The sequence below is a fragment of the Gammaproteobacteria bacterium genome, from assembly GCA_041395445.1.
In the GTDB taxonomy this organism is placed as follows: Bacteria; Pseudomonadota; Gammaproteobacteria; order Xanthomonadales; family Marinicellaceae; genus NORP309.
On record JAWLAO010000001.1, the window covers coordinates 185644 to 206610 of the forward strand.

Genomic DNA, 20967 nt, shown 5'->3' on the forward strand with positions numbered 1-20967 from the left:
AAACCACTTGTAAGTTGAGTTTCCTGACTTAATTTTCTAGGTTGACTCAACCATATTGACAGAAATGAAAAGATTGCTATGACGATAAGCACAATGTGATTACTATATTTTTTGAACATTATTGACAGTTTTTAAGTTGAGTTGAGTAAGTTTTTGCTGTGTTATCAACTCGTCGAGCTGTTTCCAACAACCATTTTTTATTTTTAAAAGTCTTTCTTTGAAAGCCACCTTGCCCTTCATGATAAGCAAGGTATTGATTGTAAGCATCCCATTTTGATACACCTGTAATGCTATGAGTCTTGAATGTGTACCAACCTATAAAGTCTATGGCATCCTTAAAGCTATCCCTGTCAGCGCCGTTATTACCACTTTCATCAATGTATTGCTCCCAGGTTTCATCCAATACCTGTGCATATCCAAAAGCCGAAGATTGTCTGGTCCAAGGAATAAAACCGAGTAGTTTTTTTCGTTTCGGCTTCGCATCATGTTTAAATGATGATTCCTGCTTGAGTATTGCCATCTGAACTTGAACTGGTGTTCCCCATTTCTTAGCAGATTTCTTTGCGTGTTTATACCACCTGCTCTTTTCGTCAAATATTGTGCAAATATTATCAAGGCTGGATGGTGGTTTTTTGGCACAGGAACTGATCGAAGAAATAATTAACAAAGTTAGAATAACAGTAAACCAAAACACTTCTATTTTGAAAAGTTGAGTTAGCTTTTCTGTAGAAAAAATCAGACTTAGATTCCCCGATAAATACAACCCGAATTACAAGTTTCACAAACTTCAACTTGAGAAAGATTTGGTAACTCAGGTTTTAACTTTTCCCAAATCCATAAACATATATTTTCGCTGGTTGGGTTTTCCAAGCCATCTATATGATTAAGACAATTGTGATCCAATAGGTGATATATTGGTTTAAACGCAGTTTTTATATCAGCAAAATCCATAACCCATCCGGATTGCCCATCAACCTTGTCTGCAACGCTGATAATAATATTGATTGAGTGGCCATGCAATCGACCACACTTGTGACCATCAGGAACATTAGGCAGCCAGTGAGCTGATTCAACCGTAAATTTCTTGTAAATTTCCATAAAGTATTATAATTTTTTCACGTACAAAACCATGCTATGATCAACGAGTTCATAACCATATTTTTTCGCTAATTTTTCCTGAAGCGCTTCAATTTCTTCATCATAAAACTCTTTCACTTCACCACTTTCAACATCCACCATGTGATCATGATGCTCACCTGTATCCAATTCATAAACAGCCTGACCATTCTCAAACTGATGTTTTATAACCAGACCGGCTTCTTCAAACTGATTTAGAACTCGGTAAATTGTTGCCAAACCAATTTCACTACTGCTGGTTCTTATCTGCGTGAATAATTCATCTGCTGAAAAATGTTTACCAACATTTTTTTCCAAAAATTCCAAAACCTGAAGTCGTGGGAGTGTTACTTTTAACCCTGCTTCTTTAATATTTTCGCCTTTCATAAGTCATCCATTAACGGATTATATTTGCCAATATAATACAATTTAACTGCTATTTAACCGGCAATATTGTATCATTTGCACTGTTAAAAAGTTTAATTATTGTTATGAAAATATCTACTATTTTAGTTTCATTGTTTGTTCTGTTCTTTTCCACGGCTTGTGTTTATAAAACACCGGTTCAACAAGGAAATGTTTTGGAACAAGATGATGTTGATGAAATTAAGCCCAATATGAGCAAACGCCAAGTAGCGATAATTCTTGGTACACCTGCGATTGCCGATCCTTTTAATCAAGATCGTTGGGACTATATTAACACCATGAAATTAAAAGGCAAAATTGATAAAGTTAAACATTTAACTCTCTACTTCGAGAATGATAGACTGGTCAGAACCGAAGGAAACTATTTCCCTGAAAAAAATAGTGAGAACATCGAAGAAAAAGAATGAAGTCTTTGATTTCTTTTATACTGATTTTAACTTCAGCAACTTCTTTTGCTGAAGTTACATCAAGTTCAGCGAATGGCTTTTCAGTACAAATTGAGAAATCTATTCCTACCAATTCTCAAAACCTCTATCAGCAATTTTTAAATATTGGACAATGGTGGGATAAAGACCACACATGGTTTGGCAAATCTGAAAATATGTTTCTACAACCTAAAGCCGGCGGTTGTTTTTGTGAAATTGATGGTGATAACCAGGTTTGGCACATGACTGTGACTTTTGTAAAACCAAATGAAGAAATTCTTATGACCGGCGGACTTGGTCCAATACAGATGATGGGGTTGCACGGTGGTATGAGCTGGAAGTTTTCTGCAATTGACGAAAATAACAGTAAACTGACACTAGTCTATAATGTTAGTGGCTATTCCAAAGAGGGTTTAGAATCACTTGCTCCCATCGTTAATCAGGTATTACAGCTTCAAGTCAATCGATTAACTGAGAGATTTGTAACCGAAGAATCCTGAAATTAAACATCGTAATCAGGCTGATTTTCGGGAATAGCCTTGATAAATTCATCACGTTTGAGACAATTCGAGTTAATCCTGAGTATATTGGGATAATTATCTAACGGAACATTAAATCTGTTGGCATTGTATACTTGAGCAACCAGAAAAATGTCCGCGACCGAAACTATTTCTCCAAAACAAAATGTGCCGGCTGTTTGCTCAATTTGTTTTTCGATTGCTGAAAACCCTTGATGAATCCAATGAGCATACCAATCATCAACTTGGTTTTGCTGAAAAGATTTTTCTTTCAAATACTTCAACACTCTTAAGTTATTGAGTGGATGAATATCACAAGCAATACTTAAAGCGATGGCTTTTGCACGGTATTTTTCAGCAATATTTACAGGATATAGCGTTTTTTCAGGATACTTTTCATCAAGATAATCAATAATTGCCAATGATTGGGTAATAACTTCATTATTTTCAGTAATCAATGAGGGTATCAGCATTTGCGGATTGATGGATTTATACTCTTGCGAAAATTGTTCTCCACCATTTTTAACTAAATGTACTGGACAGTATTCGTAGTCCAATCCTTTGATATTTAATGCAATTCTGACTCTGTAGGCAGCCGTGCTACGCCAATAACTGTATAATTTCATTGTTTTTACTTTCGAAATGATTATTCGGTCATTTTATCACTATAATTTGCTAGAATACTTAATTAATTTGTTTAAAAAATGATGACAGAAAATTTTCAAGAGAACCATAACGATTCAACTTTACCCAAAAGACGATATTTTTTTCATATCGTAGAAATCATTTCAGCGCTTGCATATACCTATTTTGTAGGATTCTCAGGAATCCTGTGGATAGCTGTTGCTATCAGTTTATTAAGCCTTGTTATTCAAACAAATGTATTTTCAAAAAGTCTGTCAACTAAAGCGACTTTTATCATTTCACAATTATGTTTAGTCATTTCTTCGATTATTTGGGGGTATTTGGTGATGTATTTTCTCAGCTCAGCACCAAAAGTCTTTACAATAATTTTAGTTGCAAGAGTAATAGCCACAATTGTTGGATTTAAGGAAATCAGAGATCAGGCAATTGTAGTATTGCCATTATTAATAGGTTTTGTGTTTATCCAACAACAAGGCTGTATTCCACCATTAGATTTTTAAAAAAACCAGATTACAATTTTTTGAGCATAAATACAGGGCAACCATGATGCCCTGTGTTGCCCATTCTTTCATTGAGATATTCAAAGCCCCTACTCCGATAGAGCTTTTGAGCTGTTTTCATTTCATGAATTGTTTCGAGATACATTGAGTGATAGCCCATTTCTTTCGCTTTTTCGATACATTGATCAATCAGAGTTTTACCAACGCCCTGACCTCTTAACTCAGGAAAGAAATACATTTTTCTCAACTCACATATTCCAGACTCTTCCTCACCGTCCAAAGGGGCAATTCCGGCTCCACCAAGAACTTGTCTATTCAATTCAACGACAAAATAATGTTTTCCTTTTTTTTGGTAGTTTGAGTACATATCGAGTAATTCCGCATCAGCCATGGCAAATCCATCGCCACAAGCACCAAATTCTTCCAAAGTAACATGCACCAGACGATTGAGTGCATCGTTATCTTGTGGTTGAACATCGCGAATATTAATTCCAGACATAATCTATCTTGTTTCCAAATTGATATGCAACAACCTGCATTTCTTCTAAGGTTTCTTTGACTAGTTCGTCATAATCATCAAATGCAGCATTTTCAATATTATTCAATTTTTCATGTAGTGATTTTGTTTTAGGTGAGTTACTTATCAATGCACAACAATCTTTGTAAGGCTCAACACAAATATCAAACAAATCAAGTTCTCGTGATATTTCCACAATTTCGCCCTTATTGTAAGTTAGTAAGGGTCTTAAAATCGGCATATCAACCGATTTTGTCATACTGACAATATTCTCCATTGTTTGTGATGCAACCTGACCCAAATTATCACCTGTTACCAAACATTGCGCATGAACTTGTTGTGCTAAATTCTCAGCAACCCGAGCCATAAAACGTCGGAATAATATCAAATCATATTCCAGCTTTTGATCCATTAGTGCCAAATCAAAATGGGTATAAGGAACCAGAAACAACCTCACTTTTCCGGCAAATTCACTAATTCGTTTAGCAATTTTTGAAACTTTATATTCTTCAAGTTTGGATGACTGAAGATTACTGGCAGTAAAGTGAATAAAATCCACATTACATCCTCTTTTAGCAGTTAGATAAGCGGCAATTGGAGAGTCAAAACCACCGGAAAGCAAACACATAATCCTTCCTGTCGAAGACACCGGTAATCCACCAATTGCTTGTATTCTGTTAGTGTGAATCGCCATTCCTCTTGATGAAATATCCACATAAAAATACTGATCAGCGTGTTTTAAATTCACATTTTTCCATTCTGTATTTTTCAAAATAACAGTTGCTAATTGAATCTCTAAACCTCTGGAACTGAGTTGGAATCTTTTATCTGATCGTTTCACACGAACCGCGAAACTTTTTCCCTCTTTATAATTATCATTTGCTAACTTTTCAATCAAATTTTCCGCTTCAGCTAAGTTTGGAATTCCTTCAAAAATATGATATTTCTTTGCCGAAAACCAATACACACGACTAAGCCATGCTACTCCCGGTACTTCAGCTAATTTAGCTGCAATAGAATCAATATCTCCGGAAAAATCTTCAGGAATATCAATAAACATGCGATCATGAATTGACTTGACATCCCAATTAAGATTGAGTGCTTTAACTTTATGACGAACATTGATTCGCAGTTTTTTTACAAAAGTCTGTCGGTTGCAACCTTTCAGGGTTAATTCCCCGTAGTGCAAAATAATTCGGTTTTTCATTATCAGTGAATGAGATATTGCGATGTGTTGTCGGATTTTACATGACATATATTCAGCTTTCAATAACAGAACATTGTTATTTATGACGAATATTATTATACTTTTTCTACTATGTGTTAACTGTATGTATGTGATGAAAAAACATTTATTTTTAATTTTAGGTACTTTTGTATTCTCAGGAATTGTAAATTCTGCCGAAAAAACAATTCTTAAAGCCGGATTCCCCTCTGTAGAAGGGATAAAAAATGCTTCTGAAAATCAATTACTCCTTTCTGTTGGTGTATTTGATCCATTAACCGAAAAACTGAGTTTTTCGGAGTCAAAAGTTACTGAAAAAAAATCTGAAAAATATTCAATCATACAGTTTAATAAAGGGCAGGCGAGATCACAATGGTTAATCAAAAAAGGGATTAAAGTATTATCATATTTACCTAATAATGCCTTTATTGTTGCCAATTCCAAAGAGTTGCAATCCATTGAGAGTGATAAGAATATCCGTTGGATTGGGCCTTATCAATCTAATTTTAAAGTACCACCTCACTTATGGGAAAAAAATCTTAAACCACAATTGGATTATGAGTTAGTTGTTTCAGTTTTTGAAAATTATCCGAATGATAAACTTGAGGTATTGATTCGGAAATTTCTCCCAAATGCTGAACTTTTAAGAAAAACCGAAAGCAATGATGTATTTCTAAAAATTCAAAACAGAAATATTCTTCAATCCATTCAATCATTAGCACAAATTGATGAGGTCAGATTTGTTGATATTGTCAAACCAATGAAGTTCGCTAATACTGAAGCAGTTTCTGCTATACAAGCTAATGCAGATTCAGGCGGACGTCCTGCTGATGACAACTATATTCCAATCAATACACCAATTTGGAATAAGGGTCTATTTGGTACCGGACAAATTATTGGTGTTGCTGATAGCGGATTGGATTCAGATGAAGATTGGTTTGTACATTATAATAATGGAATGAGTATAACGCATCAGGTTACGTCTGCTGAATCAACTAATCCTCCTTCACTGGGAACTTTATACCCTAACCGTAAAGTGATTGGATATTTTGTCATGCCGGGGGCACTCGCCTATGATGAATCCGGACATGGAACACATGTGACAGGTTCAGTTGCGGCGGATAGATTGGATTCCATTTCAAATGGATCGGCAGGTCGAATTTCATCCCCGACTTCATCAGGATATGATAATGACGATGGTATGGCTCCGAATGCTCAGATTCTGTTCCAGGATATTGGTGGTGAAGACGAGGATGACGAAGGTGCGCTAACAGGGCAAGGCAGCTATCCAATGTGGCAACAAGCATACAATGCCGGTGCTAGAATCCATTCAAACTCTTATGGTGCTGATGGAGATGGTGCATATACTATTTCTGACTTGTATCTGGACAGACATCTTCGTGAATATGAAGATATGCTCATTTTGTTTGCTGCAGGTAATGACGGAGTTGCCTCAAATACTATTGGTTCACCGGGCAATTCTAAAAATGCTATGACAGTTGGCGCATTAGGACACGGTAATGCTTCCGTTGTTGCTACATTCTCAAGCCGTGGTCCAACAGATGATGGCAGAATCAAACCAGACATTGCAACTACCGGCTCCAGTGTAGAATCAGCACAGAATGATTCAGAAAACACCACCTCTATTTCACCGGCTGCCCGTACAACGAAATCAGGGACTTCGATGGCTACACCAATTGCTGCAGGTGCTTCTGCATTACTCCGACAATACTTCACAGATGGATTTTATCCTTCTGGTCAAAAAAATTCTGCAGATTCACATATACCAACAGGACCTTTAATGAAAGCCACTTTGATTAATGGTGCAGGTACTTCAGGTGGACATTTCAATAAAAATGTGGGTTGGGGAAGAGTTAATCTATCGAATTCTATTATGTTTAACGATAGTAGTAAACAGCTCAGAGTTTGGGAGGTTGAAAACGACAACGGGCTAAAAACGAATGAAACTTATGAATTTAAACTCGGTGTGAAAAGTGATAAAGAGTTCTCAGTCACTCTTGCATGGTACGATGTTGCAGCAACTTCAGGTGGTGGCAAAACTCTGGTTAACAACCTCGACCTAGAAGTCCAAATAGGAAATACTAACTACAAAGGCAACAACTTTTCAGATGTTGCACAATCTTCAACAGATGGTGATTATGATACTATTAATACTGTTGAACAAGTCAAATTGCAAAACCCTGTAGAAGGGATTTATACAATTACAATCAAAGGAACTGATATTCCCGGCAATGGCGACTCCAATTCCTTCCGACAAGGCTTTGCATTAGTTGCTACGGGTCACTTTGATAATATAAACTCTAATCCCGGAAGTTTAACTTCTGCTTCCGGGCTCAATGCTGAAATGATGGGTAATAACGGAGTTGAAATCAGTTGGTCCGGCGGTAGCAATGCCGATTACTTTGAAATCTATCGCGTTGAAGGAACATGTTCTACAGCTGATTTCAGTAAAGCTCGCTACGCAGGTCGTTCAGAGTCCAATAGTTTTACAGATTTCAGAACTCACAATGGATTAAGTTATGCTTATAAAATTAGATCTGCACAGCATAAACAATTAGGTTCATTGTCAAATAGTTGTGCTGAAGTTGTATCTGCTCAGGCTTGCGACACTCCTCCTACATTTAATCAAAGCTCAGTTGAGATAGTTGATAATGTTGGTAACATGTGTCATGCAGAATTACAATGGAGTTCAGCAACAAGCAATTGCTCATCAAGCCCAAATATCAAATACAACATTTACCGCTCTGAGAACCCTAATTTCATTCCATCTGCTGAAAATCTCTTAAAAACAGTTACCTCTACTTCGTTTGATGATATCTTTGCACCGGATATTCCAGTTTTTTATATTGTCAGGGCGGAAGATAATAGCTCTTCAGGAAATGGCCCAAATGGAGGAAATGAATCTTCAGGATCAGTTAAAGTTTTGGGCAAAGCGGTAGGAAATGGCTTCGTTGACAGTTATGGTAATTTATTGGAAGATGTTGATAATATCTCAATAATGAATTTAAATACTCCGTGGCAAATTGTTTCTAATCGCTCAGCTGATGGTGAGTTGAGTTACAAAACCGGTGAGCCCGATTCCGGTTATCCTGCAAATACATGCGGTGAAATAGTAACCAATACAATTCCTCTTTCAGGCATTGCTAATCCCACAATAGAATATAAAGCTCGGTTTAATCTGGAAGAAAACTGGGATGGTGTTGTTGTTGAAATTTCTACAGATAACGGGCAAACATGGTTCGATTTGCCACCAGATGGTGGATATCCCGGTGATTTCTCTGAAACAACTACAAATCCTGTAAATGCCTGTGGTTATCCAAGTACACACGGAGCATTTAGCGGCAGTAATACATACTTCCAACCATTCAGCCACGATTTATCCGCTTATTCTGGTCAGAACGTGAAAATAAGATGGCGCCTATCAACCGACCCCGGAGTTGAAATGGAAGGCTTTTATATTGACAGCATTAAGTATCCAAACGTGCAAATTCCAAATTCATGTACAGTGAATACCAATAAAATACAACCGGGATATTATTTTGATAGAAGCAAAAGTGGACATGGTTTTGTTATTGAACAAATAAGAAATGTCAATTTATATTTTACTGTGTTTTTTACATACAAAGAAGATGGAACACCAGAGTGGTACACTTCTCTGGCTCAATTAGAAGACAATATCTTGAATATCAATATGGATTCAAATACACTATTAAAGACAAATTACATACCATCAGAATCTCCCGGGAATGTCTCAGGTATGATAACTCTTATGAATACAGAGGAAACAAACATACTACAAATTGACTTTAATGAAGATGTGAATAACTCTGCAGCATGTAATGATGGTTTTGAACGCAGAGATAATACAGCTCTTGCTAAGTGGCAACTGGGAAGCCAGTCCGGAGAATGGTGCATTGAACCAATAATTGCTGAACAAAACTATCCACAAATTGATTTTGGTGGGACATGGTGGGGAGGTAGTATAGATGGAGGATGGGGAATATCTATAGCATTTTTGAGAGATAATATTGTTGTAACAATCTATTATTACGATGAAGATGGTACTCCCAGATGGGTTCAGGGAGTTGAACCCGGATTTGTGATTGGAGAGCCAATAACAATCGAAATGTTTGAGTATCTAGGTTTTTCAAGAATTGGACAACCAACAGAACTTCAAGGGACTTCTGCAGGCAGTTTAACTTTGACATTGTTTGATAACTCTGGAGACGCTGATGATGGTATCTTGAGTGTTGATATTAGATATCAAAATGGTAATGATGAGATGTCATGGCAAAGAGACAATATATCTTATATGCTCGATACGTTACCTCATAATCGTTAGTAAAAAATTAAACAGAATGACAAATATATGGCTTGAGTTAATATTCCTGATTGTAGTGTTAATTTCACTAAAGGTGGCTAAATTCACCAATCAAAGCAAGCTGATTGTGTTCCTTACATATATTATTTCAGGAATCCTGACAAAGTTGTTCTGGATTCCTGCGATTTTGTTCGTTGCTATGTACATCTATTTTAATCAGACGGATACCGAGTAAAACAAAAAGAATTTAAAAGCCATTAATTGCCACACTATCAACACATCTGTTTGTTAGAATATCTACATGTGGAAAAACAAACTAAAAAAATGGTTTAAGAGACTAGCTCTCACAGTGCTGGTTTTATTTGTAATTTTTCTGATTATAGATCGAATATTCCCTCTTCCACTTGAAGAATTTAATAACAGAAGTTTTGCTCAAATCGTTGTAGATAAAGATGGTCATATCTTACGAGCATTTCCTGACTCCAATGGAGTCTGGCGATATCCGGTTTCAATTACAGATGTTTCACCACTCTATTTGGAAGCCTTGATTCAATACGAAGATCGTTATTTCTACAAGCATTTTGGTGTTAATCCCTTGGCTGTACTAAGAGCATTTGGACAATGGATTTGGCACGGAGAAGCAGTTTCCGGTGCTTCAACACTAACTATGCAAGTTGCCCGAATACTCAAACCACATAAAAAAACATTAAGTGGAAAAATTCGACAAATGTTTATGGCGTTGCAATTGGAATGGCACTTGAGCAAAGACGAAATTCTAGAATATTACTTAAACTATGCCCCGTTTGGAGGAACAATTGAAGGGGTTCAGGCAGCCAGTTTCACATATTTGGGTAAAAACGCAAACGAACTCACACATTCAGAAGCTGCCTTACTAGCGGTAATGCCACAATCACCATCTCGATTTCGTCCGGATAAATATCCACAGAAAGCGGAAACGGCTCGAAATAAATTGTTAAATCGTTTGAATGAGCAAAATATTTGGTCAGAAAGAATAATTAATGACGCCATACAAGAATCGGTTCAATCCGAGTTTAATCGTAACCCAATGCTTTCCCCACTTCTATCGCGCCAACTAGCTCAACAATTTCACCAACAACAAATTATTCATTCAACCATTGATATAGAACTTCAAACAGAGCTTGAAACTCTGGTAAAAAGTTACGTTGAATTAATTTCTGAAGAACTGAGTGCTTCTGTTCTAATTATCGACAATGAAACTCTAAATACTCTTACATATATTGGCAGTGCTGACTTTTTCAGCCATAATCGTAACGGTTATGTTGATATGATTCAGTCCGTTCGATCGCCAGGCTCGACTCTCAAGCCATTTATCTATGGTATCGCATTAGATGAAGGGATTATTCACTCACAATCGCTTCTTTTTGATATTCCACAATCATTTGATGGTTATCGCCCTAAAAATTTCGATAATATGTTTCATGGAGCTGTTAGTACCTCTCAAGCACTATTGCGTTCACTCAATATGCCGGCAGTGCAAGTTTTAAATGAAATCAGTTCAGAGAAGTTTTATGCCAAAATGATAAATGCCGGTTTAAATTTATCATTACCGGATTCAGCTAAACCAAATTTATCAATTGCATTAGGCGGTGGCGGAGTGAATATGCAAGAACTCGCAGGCCTATTCTCCAGCCTCGGACGAAAAGGAAAGTCAGGCAAAATAAGATTTACGGTTAATGATGAATTAACAGAATATCCTGTTTTAAGCGAATCGAGCGCTTGGGTGATACAAAACATACTCTCTCAGTCTTCGCTCGAATCAATTCATTCACGGCAATTTAAATCAAGTGAAGATATAGCCTTTAAAACAGGAACCAGTTATGGCTCAAGAGATTCTTGGGTAATCGCTGTCAATAAAAAAGTGACTATTGCAATCTGGCTGGGACATGCAGATGGTACACCGGTTGAAAATAATAGCGGCAGACAAACCGCAGTCCCCTTATTACAAAGAATCTTCTCCATCCTACCGGAGCAATATAAACAGAACATTGAACAACCTCTTAATGTGCAATCTGACATCATTTGCTGGCCCTTGGGAACGAAGATAACATCTCAAAAAAAAGAGTTTTGTCATATTCAGAAACATGCATACTTAATTGATGAGTTAGCTCCACCAACTTTATCTTCGTCAAACTCAGAACTAGCAGAGAATTTAATTATAAATGCTCAACTCGATAAAAATTCGGGACTTCGGGTATTACCAAATTGCCAAACAGATTCAACCGAAATTAAAGAGTTTGTAGTATGGCCAAGAGTTCTCGAACCATGGATTCCCAAGCCATTAAGACGTAATTCTTTTTTACCCCCATACAACCCTAATTGTTTGATTTCTCAATCGAATAATTCTTTACAAATCAAAGGAATACATGAAAATTCTGTGCTTTATCCTGAAGCAAATTCCTCAATAATGCCAGAAGTTATGCTTGAATCTGTGGGGTCAAATGGTAAAAACTATTGGTTTGTAAACGGCAAACTTCAAAATGATAATGATAGCAAATTACTGCTATCTGAATTAAAATCAGGCTCTTACAAAATTACTCTTATCGATGATAGTGCAAATTACGCTGAAATCGAATTTTCTGTTAAACTCTGATTAAAATTTCATGACAATTAAAAAGGACAAATATCAAATGTATCAGGAATCGGTTCAGTGTGTTGAAGCTGAAATCGATTTTGTTGAAGCAACTTATAAAGAAATTCGTGGAAATGAAGCACGCTTTCTTCGTGAAGATTTCTCCGGAACAGGGCAAACATCGGCTGAATGGGTGAAACGAAATACTCAGAACAAAGCATGGGCCGTTGATTTGGATGAAGAAGTTGTTCAATGGGGAATTGATAATGTCTGCTCTCAACTCAGCCATCCGGAAAATTTGACTTATAAAGTTGCCGATGTCAGAAGTTCAGACATCACTAAAATGGATGTGATTTTAGCAATGAATTTTAGCTATTTTCTGTTTATGGAACGCCAAACCATGAAAGAATATTTTGTATCAGTAAAAAACTCTCTTGAACCAACCGGAATATTTTTTCTGGATGCGTTTGGAGGTTATGAGGCTGCAAAAGAATTAACCGAAGAAAGAGAATGTGAAGGATTTACATATATTTGGGAACAAGCCACATTTAACCCTATCAATTCACAAATGCAATGCTATATCCACTTCAAAACTGATAAAGGTGAAGAACTCAACCGAGCATTCTCCTATTATTGGAGACTCTGGACATTACCGGAATTGCAAGAGTTATTGCTGGAAGCCGGTTTCTCACAAGTTGACATTTATTGGGAGGGAACTGACGAAGAAAGCGGTGAAGGAGACGGCGTATTCAAGCCAGCAAAAGTCGGAACTGCTGATGCCGGCTGGGTCTGCTATATCGTAGCCTTACCCTAATTTTTTGATTTTATTAAACTTAACTTGTTTAATAAACACCCGGCAACAGCTTCATCAAATCTTCATAGTCATTAGGATGCGGCTCTTTAAACCCTTTGGTGTTAAGCTCTAATAAGACATCATAAGCCTCATCATTTCCATTAAGCTGCATCAAAGCATTTTTAAATTGATTAACAACATTTTCAGGGACATTTGTTGATGCCATAAAAGTCGATCCGGGAATACTGTCGCTTTCAAGCAATGAGGCAAAATTGGGATATAAATCAAACATCCAGTTCGGAACAATCGCAGCATCTGCACTTCCATCAAACACAATTTCAACTGCTTCCTGCCATGATAATGCTGTTACATCTTTGCTCGGAGCTGAAAATAAATCAGTGAACCATTTATTAAAATAAACAGTTGCCAAACTAGGACTTGGCAACATTACAATTCTTTTATTGGCCATAAATTCCTGAACTGTTTCACCATCATAAGGTTCATCCAGACAAACTAAGTGGAAAGATAATGGCTCCTGTGTTGTTAAGACATACTTATAGTCTTTTTTCTGAGCTCTGAAAGCAGCTACATGCGAGGCATCTAGTGTGAAGTCAGGATTACGGCTACCGTTAGCACTTCGCCAATAGGAATAATAATTTTTGTCGATGATGATTTCAAAATCATGACCTGTTTTTTTGTTGAGCCATTGGCGCAAGGGTTCATATACTTCTCGACCTTGCTCAATCGGATAAGTTGGTTCAATCACCAGTGTATAACGCTCAGCATGAATAACAAAAGCCATGAATAAACTTAAGAACACAAATCCTTTTTTTGGTTTTATTATTAATTGCATAATTTGTCGCCCTATTTTGCATTTATTTTAGATTATATTCTTACCATATTAGATAACACAAATCAATAAATGGCTTCGGAAACATTTTAAAAAGTTACTACAATTCATTGTTTTTAAGTCAAATTTAAGTTGTGAAAAGAAATTGTTACAATGTTTCGATTATTTGAACAGAATATGTTCCATTGGACGAATAATAAATAATTGGCGATACAAATTCCACGTTGTCGGAAAGATTCTGAAGATTGTTTGAATCTACATTCTGCATCAATTTCATTCTCTTTTTTATTTTTCCAAGATATTGAATTCTCGCTACAATTTCTTGACCCGGATAACAACCTTTGGTGAAACTCATCACTCCTTTTTGCTGATCCAGGTTGAGATGTTGTGGAATAAATTTCTCTGTATTTTTAACATCAATCCAAGGTAAGTTTTGAGAAAACAAATAATTGTAAAAGCCATCTTCATTAATATATTCATGCTCACCATTTTCAGCAAGAATCAACTCATCAATACTAATACCAATATAAACCTTAACTTCCTCGATGCTAATTTTTGCTCGGAATTTACGCATATTAAAAAAGTCAATCAAGACACTTGCCATATTTTGCGGGCAAACCAACAAAACATCTGATACAGAGTTTTTATAAATCCAAAAACTACTGATTATCCGACCTTTCGGATTACATAGTGCGCTAAATTGAAAAACACTCGTTGGAATTGACTTTACATCTGAAAGAATCAAATTATTTAAAAAAGGTTCGATACCATCACCGGTAAATCTGATACAAGAACATATCGAATTGATTAACATCAAATTTTTTACACTATCTGTCGTTGTCACAAAAAAATCCTTACGGCTATCATCAGAATCCATTATAATATCGCAGTCGTTAAATTCTTAAAAGCGTAATATGAGTTTTACGCTGATAGAATCAACATTCCAAGCTCAAAGTTATGATATCAAAACACTTAAAAATTAAGGAGTTGATTTAATGAAATCTTCTAATCGACCATTATCTCCCCATTTGCAGATTTATAAACTGCCGTTATCAGCCAGACTCTCTATTCTTCATCGTTTAACAGGTCTCGCTTTAACAGCAGGAGCATTCGTACTCGTATTATGGTTATTGGCTTTAGCATTTAACTCAGGCTTAGCAATCACTATCTACTCTTTCTTTACCACTACAATTGGTAAAGTTTTTCTTATCGGGTGGACTTTTACGTTTTTCTACCACTTTTTTAATGGTATGCGTCATTTACTGTGGGATACAGCCAACGGATTAAAAGTGGAATGTATCAATCGCTCAGGTATAACTGTTATCCTTGTTTCAACAGTTTTAACCATACTGGTTTGGACATTAGGAGTTTAAAATGCAATATCGTTCAGATACAAAAAAAGTAAAAGGTTTGGGTTCAATTAAGCACGGCTTTGGGCATTGGTGGGCTCAAAGATTAACTGCTGTCTTAATGGTTCCTTTGGGACTTTGGTTTGTTTATTCAATGGTTTCAATGGAAAATTTACACCCTGATACATTGATTTTATGGTTGCATAATCCTATTCCGGCAATTTTGATGACACTCTTTGTAACCACAGTGGTTTATCATGGAGCATTAGGACTACAAGTTATAATCGAAGATTATGTCGGAAATAAAAAAATGTCTCTCATACTATTGGTATTACTTAAATTTGCCATGTTTGCAATGATAGTTGCATCCGTCTTTTCACTCTTCAAATTAGTATCTTAAGGACTTGATTATGTCAGAAACAAAAACAAATAGCTCGCTCGGTTATAAAATTGTAGAACACAAATTTGATGCGGTTGTCGTTGGTGCTGGTGGTGCCGGATTGCGTGCAACAATGGGATTGGCGATGGAAGGCTTATCAGTTGCTTGTGTGACTAAAGTGTTCCCTACCCGTTCACATACTGTCGCTGCACAAGGTGGAATGAGTGCTTCATTGGGAAACATGGGCAGAGATGATTGGCGTTGGCACATGTACGATACGGTAAAGGGTTCTGATTGGTTAGGCGATCAGGATGCGATTGAATATATGTGTCGAGAAGCTGTACCGGCTGTGATTGAATTGGAACATCAAGGCGTGCCTTTTTCTCGCACAAAAGACGGAAAAATTTACCAAAGACCATTTGGCGGTATGACCACGGAATATGGAAAAGGAGCTCCTGCTCAAAGAACTTGTGCCGCTGCCGACAGAACCGGTCATGCCATATTACACACTCTTTATCAGCAATCATTAAAACATGATGCTAACTTCTTCATTGAATACTTTGCCATAGATTTAGTAATGGAGGACGGAGAATGTAAAGGTGTGATCGCTTTGGATATGTCTGATGGAACATTGCATTTATTCCGTGGACATGCAGTTATTTTGGCGACTGGTGGTTATGGTCGCACCTATTTTTCATGCACTTCGGCTCATACTTGCACCGGTGATGGAAACGGAATGGTTTTGCGTGCCGGATTACCACTACAAGATATGGAGTTCGTACAATTTCACCCTACAGGAATATACGGAGCCGGTTGTTTAATCACCGAAGGTGTGCGTGGTGAAGGTGGATTTTTAACTAATTCCGAAGGTGAACGTTTCATGGAAAGATATGCACCTTCCGCCAAAGATTTGGCATCTCGTGATGTTGTCAGTCGAGCCATGACGATTGAAATTAATGAAGGACGTGGCGTTGGACCAAACAAAGATCATATACACCTACATTTGGAACACCTTGGACCTGAAGTTATCGAGAAACGATTACCGGGAATTGCTGAATCTGCCGAAATTTTTGCCGGTGTCGACGTTACCAAAGAACCTATTCCTGTTCTTCCAACCGTTCACTACAATATGGGTGGCATTCCGACCAATTATCACGGCGAAGTTGTGAACTTGGTTGGTGACAATCCCGATTCTGTGGTTAAAGGTTTATACGCTATTGGTGAAGCTGCCTGTGTGTCAGTTCACGGAGCTAACCGACTTGGTTCCAACTCTTTGCTTGATATTGTTGTATTTGGACGTGCTGTAGCACATCGCTGTGCAGAGACAATTAAACCCGGAACTAAGCACAAAGATTTACAAACAGATACAGTTGATAAAATCATTACAGAATTTGATAAAATCCGCAATGCTGACGGTAAAAGCTCAACTGCTGATTTACGTTTGGAATTACAGCAAACCATGCAGAAACATGCCGCAGTTTTCAGAACACAGGAAACACTACAATCAGGTTGTGAACTGGTTGGTGAAATTGTGGAAAAATATGCTGATCTGAAAATAACAGACCGTTCACTCATTTGGAATACGGATTTAATCGAAGCTCTGGAACTCAGAAACCTGATGGCACAAGCCAAGGTTACAATTATGGGTGCTGAAAACCGAAAGGAATCACGCGGAGCTCATGCTCGCGAAGATTGTCCAGACAGAGATGATGAAAACTGGATGAAGCATACATTGGCTTATTTTGATGAAAAACACAATGTCAGTTTTCAATATCGTCCGGTTCACATGAACACCTTAACTGACGAATGTGAAGTCATTCCACCTGCAAAGAGAGTTTATTAAAATGGCACAGTTTAGTTTACCGAAAAATTCAAAAGTTCAGAAAGGAAATTACTTCAAGGCTGAAGGTGCTAGTAACATCAAAAAACTGAAGGTTTATCGCTGGAATCCGGATAACGGAGAAAATCCAAGAACCGACACTTACGAAATTGATTTGGATAATTGCGGACCAATGGTATTGGATGCTCTAATCAAGGTTAAAAACGAGATTGACACCACTTTAACTTTCAGACGTTCATGCCGTGAAGGAATCTGCGGAAGCTGTGCGATGAATATCAACGGCACAAACACTTTGGCTTGTACGAAATCAATTAAAGACTGCAAGGGTGATGAAATTGCGGTTTACCCACTTCCACACATGGAAGTTATCAAAGACCTGGTTCCTAACTTGTCACATTTTTATGCACAATATGCCTCGGTTCAGCCATGGATTCAAACCGATTCGGTGCCACTACCAGATGCCGAAAGACTTCAATCCATTGAAGACAGAGAGAAACTGGATGGACTTTACGAATGTATTTTGTGTGCTTGTTGTCAAACATCATGCCCAAGTTATTGGTGGAATGGCGATCGATACCTAGGACCGGCTGTTTTATTGCAGTCTTATCGCTGGATTGCTGATTCGCGTGATGAACATACCGGCGAGAGACTGGAAGAACTTGAAGATCCGTTCAAATTGTTCCGTTGTCATACAATCATGAGTTGTACTAATACTTGTCCAAAAGGATTGAATCCGGGTAAAGCCATAGCGGAAATTAAAAAACAAATTGCGGAAAGACATATCCTGTAAAACAATTTTAAATGCAACACTCCTACGAGCTTAAATGCAAAACAGATCCTCGCTGGATTGAAGCTGTAATGGCGGATTTTGATGAATTTTTAATCGACCATGCGGCTAATGAGCGAAAAGCAGCGATGTTGGCACTTTCGATGGTTGTTCACTATCCGGATAAAGAGCATATCGTTCGTGATATGACCGACTTGGCAATGGAAGAAATGGCTCATTTTCGTGAAGTCATTAAAATCATGCTCAAAAGAGGCTTGCAACAAAAACCGGATACGACCAATTTTTATATCGGTTCCTTCATGAAGGCATTAAAAAAAGATCCAAAAAACTATCTTTTGGATCGATTGCTGATGTTTAGTATCGTCGAGAAACGAGGTGCTGAGCGATTCGGAATCGTCGGTGAAACATTGGCAGAATCAAAAATTAAAGATTTTTATCAGCGTTTAGCAGCAGCTGAGTACCGCCATTTTGAATTATTTATTGAACTTGCTTATAAATACTACGATGAACAACGCGTCAAAAAACGCCTGAATGAGCTTCTTGATGTTGAAGCTCAAATCGTTAAACAATCCCCTTTCATAGCTGCTGTTCATTAAGATTCGATTATGAATTTGGTAAGAAATACAATATTCCTGTTTCTTACACTATTGATTTCAAAAGGATTTCCAAAAGAACCTAAACAAATTCATCGTTGTATGATGGAGAATGGAACTATTTCTTATCAAGAACAATCTTGCAAAAAGACCAAATCGAATAAAAAAAATAACATCAAAAAATCAATTAATAGCGCTCTATCTTATGTGAGTTCTATTCAGTATAAATCTGTCAGTGAAATTAGCTCGGACAACAACTCGTCTCAAATCATTTCTGAAATAGTAAAAAATTATCAAATTTCATTAAAGGCTTTATTGAACTGGAAGATATTCAAGAAAGTTTACGATAATAAATTCCTACATATTCGCTTACTTGATTCTGATATTTCTCTCAAAATCGACTTTATTTATCCGGATAATAAACAATTTAATGAGCAGGAATTGATTGAATTATTGCAGCTTTCTGCAAGCAGATATGTCAAAGGCTCGAGAGAAGGTTCTGTCAACCTCAATGTTTTCAACTTATCCTCGGGCAAAGCTATCACAGCCACTCTGACAAATTCTAAAGCTATAAAAGACTATAAAATAATCACTAAAGGAATTATTTTTAAAAGTGATTGGCTGATACAATTTACTTTACTCAGTAATAACACCAATTCCAATTCTTACAAATTTGCGATGGATTCGTTATTAACCAGTCTGACTTTGCGAAAGCTCTAGCTTTTTAGAAAAATCACGACATTTTTGAGCCTGAGATTGCATATTGGGCATATTATCCAAAGAGTCTGCCATCAATACAAACGCTGTACCTAAAATTGAATGTTTGGGAAAATCCTTATGAATCCCATTAATCAAAAAGACCGATTGCTTATAATTTCCTTTATTATGAAGTATTTTGGCAACTCGGTATCTTTGTTCCGCTGTTAATGGTTTAAAACCATCAATGACGGAACTTATTCTTTGAAAGGCAATTGAAACTTTATCGTCAATTCCTTTATTTATCAATGAATTGAGATATTTTTCACTGATGCTATGAATGGTCTCTTTATCTCGGGTTGCCAGTAATAACTCGACGAAATTTTGAATGAGATTCTCATCATCCGGATAGGATTCGCTTAGATTCTTGAAAATATTGACTGCTTCGTCATATCTTCCTTCTTTAATTAAAATATCAATATGAGTAAGACCATTTTCAACAACCGATTTTCTTTTTTCACGAAAATTACCGGGCAATTGTGTAACAAAACCCAACTCCTCTTGATACTGGTAAATCATGTATCCCATGATGTGAAAAATTACAACCATGTAATAATTACTCACTGATGATTGTAATATAATCGAAATTAAAGATATATCATCACTCATTAAAAATTGATTGATGACACCAACAGAGCCGGTCATAATTAAGATAAAGGCAAGAATTAAGCCATAAGGTAAACCAATAGAAGACATCAAACGGAACATTGAAAGAGGATTCAATGCATCAAAGATATTTTCAGTCAGTGCGAAATTGATAATCATTGCCGGCAATCCGGCAATTAAAATCACTGCAATCATGCTTCCAATCATACTGCCAAGATAATCATAAGCGGCTCCAATCACCAAAAACACGGCAATATTGAGAAAAATCACCTGCAGAACCAACTTAAAACCACTGCCATAAGCCTGAGTGATATCAGGTGCTGTTAACTCTCCTTTGGCGGTATTTTCCAAACAAGTAAAACTATATTTAATCAATCCCCCAAGAATCAACAATTGAAAAATCAGACTGAATGGTAAATAAGAAGTTAAAGTGAATAAAACCGCTGCCCCAAAAATCAGCATGAGTGAGTCCATATTCATCGGATATTTAAAACTTTCCGATAAACGACGCCAAAACGGCGTAATCGTATCAGAGTTTAAAATTGGTGTCAGAGGTTGATTGCATAAAAAACAACGAGATAACCCGGTTCTATCTTCTGAATTTATACAATCTCTGCAACATTCATACTCACAATTTTGACAACGATAAAATGCCGGTTCTATGGGATGATATTTACAAAATTCCATGG

22 protein-coding genes are annotated in these 20967 nt (G+C 36.9%); 13 read left to right on the top strand and 9 right to left on the bottom strand.

The genetic code is table 11. The features are described from left to right. Positions 1 to 118 precede the first annotated feature (118 nt). Genes R3F25_00855 through fur form a run of 3 tightly spaced genes read right to left on the bottom strand, consistent with a single transcriptional unit; the run spans position 119 to position 1503 of the window. Complete coding sequence (locus R3F25_00855) at positions 119 to 694, bottom strand: transglycosylase SLT domain-containing protein (GenBank protein ID MEZ5495374.1); 576 nt, start codon at positions 692 to 694, stop codon at positions 119 to 121. Between the two features lie 47 nt (positions 695 to 741). After that, positions 742 to 1098, bottom strand: a complete 357-nt coding sequence (gene queD, locus R3F25_00860) for a 6-carboxytetrahydropterin synthase QueD (GenBank protein ID MEZ5495375.1) — start codon at positions 1096 to 1098, stop codon at positions 742 to 744. A 6-nt stretch (positions 1099 to 1104) separates the two neighbouring features. Beyond that, positions 1105 to 1503: a ferric iron uptake transcriptional regulator gene (gene fur, locus R3F25_00865; protein ID MEZ5495376.1), complete on the bottom strand. Its 399-nt coding sequence runs from the start codon at positions 1501 to 1503 to the stop codon at positions 1105 to 1107. Positions 1504 to 1607: 104 nt separating this feature from the next. Between fur and bamE the strand changes: the two genes are divergently transcribed. Next, the gene (bamE, locus tag R3F25_00870; protein MEZ5495377.1) at positions 1608 to 1949 is read left to right on the top strand and encodes an outer membrane protein assembly factor BamE; all 342 of its coding nucleotides are present in this window, start codon (positions 1608 to 1610) and stop codon (positions 1947 to 1949) included. After that, positions 1946 to 2467, top strand: a complete 522-nt coding sequence (locus R3F25_00875; GenBank protein MEZ5495378.1) for an SRPBCC domain-containing protein — start codon at positions 1946 to 1948, stop codon at positions 2465 to 2467. The genes bamE and R3F25_00875 overlap by 4 nt, the downstream gene beginning before the upstream one ends. Before the next feature lie 2 nt (positions 2468 to 2469). Here the strand turns inward: R3F25_00875 and maiA are convergent, their stop codons facing one another. Continuing rightward, positions 2470 to 3111: a maleylacetoacetate isomerase gene (gene maiA / locus R3F25_00880; GenBank protein ID MEZ5495379.1), complete on the bottom strand. Its 642-nt coding sequence runs from the start codon at positions 3109 to 3111 to the stop codon at positions 2470 to 2472. 78 nt (positions 3112 to 3189) lie between these two features. Between maiA and R3F25_00885 the strand changes: the two genes are divergently transcribed. Then, positions 3190 to 3630, top strand: coding sequence for a hypothetical protein (locus tag R3F25_00885; GenBank protein MEZ5495380.1), 441 nt, complete (start codon positions 3190 to 3192; stop codon positions 3628 to 3630). Positions 3631 to 3640: 10 nt separating this feature from the next. Here the strand turns inward: R3F25_00885 and R3F25_00890 are convergent, their stop codons facing one another. After that, positions 3641 to 4129 carry a GNAT family N-acetyltransferase gene (locus tag R3F25_00890; GenBank protein ID MEZ5495381.1) on the bottom strand — a complete coding sequence of 163 codons (489 nt, stop codon included), beginning with the start codon at positions 4127 to 4129 and terminating at the stop codon, positions 3641 to 3643. After that, complete coding sequence (gene thiI, locus R3F25_00895) at positions 4116 to 5354, bottom strand: tRNA uracil 4-sulfurtransferase ThiI (GenBank protein ID MEZ5495382.1); 1239 nt, start codon at positions 5352 to 5354, stop codon at positions 4116 to 4118. Before thiI ends, R3F25_00890 begins: the two co-directional genes overlap by 14 nt. A gap of 133 nt (positions 5355 to 5487) precedes the next feature. Between thiI and R3F25_00900 the strand changes: the two genes are divergently transcribed. From R3F25_00900 to R3F25_00915, 4 genes are all read left to right on the top strand, one after another. Next, a complete protein-coding gene (locus R3F25_00900) occupies positions 5488 to 9735 on the top strand; it encodes a S8 family serine peptidase (protein ID MEZ5495383.1) in 4248 nt (1415 codons plus the stop codon). Positions 9736 to 9751: 16 nt separating this feature from the next. Beyond that, positions 9752 to 9949: a hypothetical protein gene (locus tag R3F25_00905; protein MEZ5495384.1), complete on the top strand. Its 198-nt coding sequence runs from the start codon at positions 9752 to 9754 to the stop codon at positions 9947 to 9949. A 66-nt stretch (positions 9950 to 10015) separates the two neighbouring features. Next, on the top strand, positions 10016 to 12346 hold the full coding sequence (pbpC, locus tag R3F25_00910; protein ID MEZ5495385.1) for a penicillin-binding protein 1C: 2331 nt from the start codon (positions 10016 to 10018) through the stop codon (positions 12344 to 12346). A 10-nt stretch (positions 12347 to 12356) separates the two neighbouring features. After that, entirely contained in the window at positions 12357 to 13139 is a 783-nt protein-coding gene (locus R3F25_00915) for a class I SAM-dependent methyltransferase (protein ID MEZ5495386.1), read from the top strand. A 28-nt stretch (positions 13140 to 13167) separates the two neighbouring features. On the opposite strand, the gene R3F25_00920 is transcribed toward R3F25_00915, so the two are convergent. Both R3F25_00920 and R3F25_00925 read right to left on the bottom strand, forming a co-directional pair. Beyond that, positions 13168 to 13971, bottom strand: coding sequence for a PhnD/SsuA/transferrin family substrate-binding protein (locus R3F25_00920; GenBank protein MEZ5495387.1), 804 nt, complete (start codon positions 13969 to 13971; stop codon positions 13168 to 13170). 145 nt (positions 13972 to 14116) lie between these two features. Then, positions 14117 to 14845: a hypothetical protein gene (locus tag R3F25_00925; GenBank protein ID MEZ5495388.1), complete on the bottom strand. Its 729-nt coding sequence runs from the start codon at positions 14843 to 14845 to the stop codon at positions 14117 to 14119. 118 nt (positions 14846 to 14963) lie between these two features. Here R3F25_00925 and sdhC point away from each other — a divergent pair, with 118 nt between their 5' ends. Genes sdhC through R3F25_00955 form a run of 6 tightly spaced genes read left to right on the top strand, consistent with a single transcriptional unit; the run spans position 14964 to position 19636 of the window. Continuing rightward, positions 14964 to 15341, top strand: a complete 378-nt coding sequence (sdhC, locus tag R3F25_00930) for a succinate dehydrogenase, cytochrome b556 subunit (protein MEZ5495389.1) — start codon at positions 14964 to 14966, stop codon at positions 15339 to 15341. 1 nt (position 15342) lies between these two features. Further along, entirely contained in the window at positions 15343 to 15717 is a 375-nt protein-coding gene (sdhD, locus tag R3F25_00935) for a succinate dehydrogenase, hydrophobic membrane anchor protein (protein MEZ5495390.1), read from the top strand. 10 nt (positions 15718 to 15727) lie between these two features. Then, positions 15728 to 17539, top strand: coding sequence for a succinate dehydrogenase flavoprotein subunit (sdhA, locus tag R3F25_00940; protein MEZ5495391.1), 1812 nt, complete (start codon positions 15728 to 15730; stop codon positions 17537 to 17539). A gap of 1 nt (position 17540) precedes the next feature. After that, positions 17541 to 18326 carry a succinate dehydrogenase iron-sulfur subunit gene (locus tag R3F25_00945; protein MEZ5495392.1) on the top strand — a complete coding sequence of 262 codons (786 nt, stop codon included), beginning with the start codon at positions 17541 to 17543 and terminating at the stop codon, positions 18324 to 18326. Between the two features lie 11 nt (positions 18327 to 18337). Next, the gene (locus R3F25_00950; GenBank protein MEZ5495393.1) at positions 18338 to 18919 is read left to right on the top strand and encodes a tRNA-(ms[2]io[6]A)-hydroxylase; all 582 of its coding nucleotides are present in this window, start codon (positions 18338 to 18340) and stop codon (positions 18917 to 18919) included. Between the two features lie 9 nt (positions 18920 to 18928). Then, positions 18929 to 19636, top strand: coding sequence for a hypothetical protein (locus R3F25_00955; GenBank protein ID MEZ5495394.1), 708 nt, complete (start codon positions 18929 to 18931; stop codon positions 19634 to 19636). Here R3F25_00955 and R3F25_00960 read toward each other — a convergent pair. Then, positions 19607 to 20965 (bottom strand): hypothetical protein, encoded by a 1359-nt coding sequence (locus R3F25_00960; GenBank protein MEZ5495395.1) that lies wholly within the window; start codon positions 20963 to 20965, stop codon positions 19607 to 19609. The genes R3F25_00955 and R3F25_00960 overlap by 30 nt on opposite strands. Positions 20966 to 20967 lie beyond the last annotated feature (2 nt).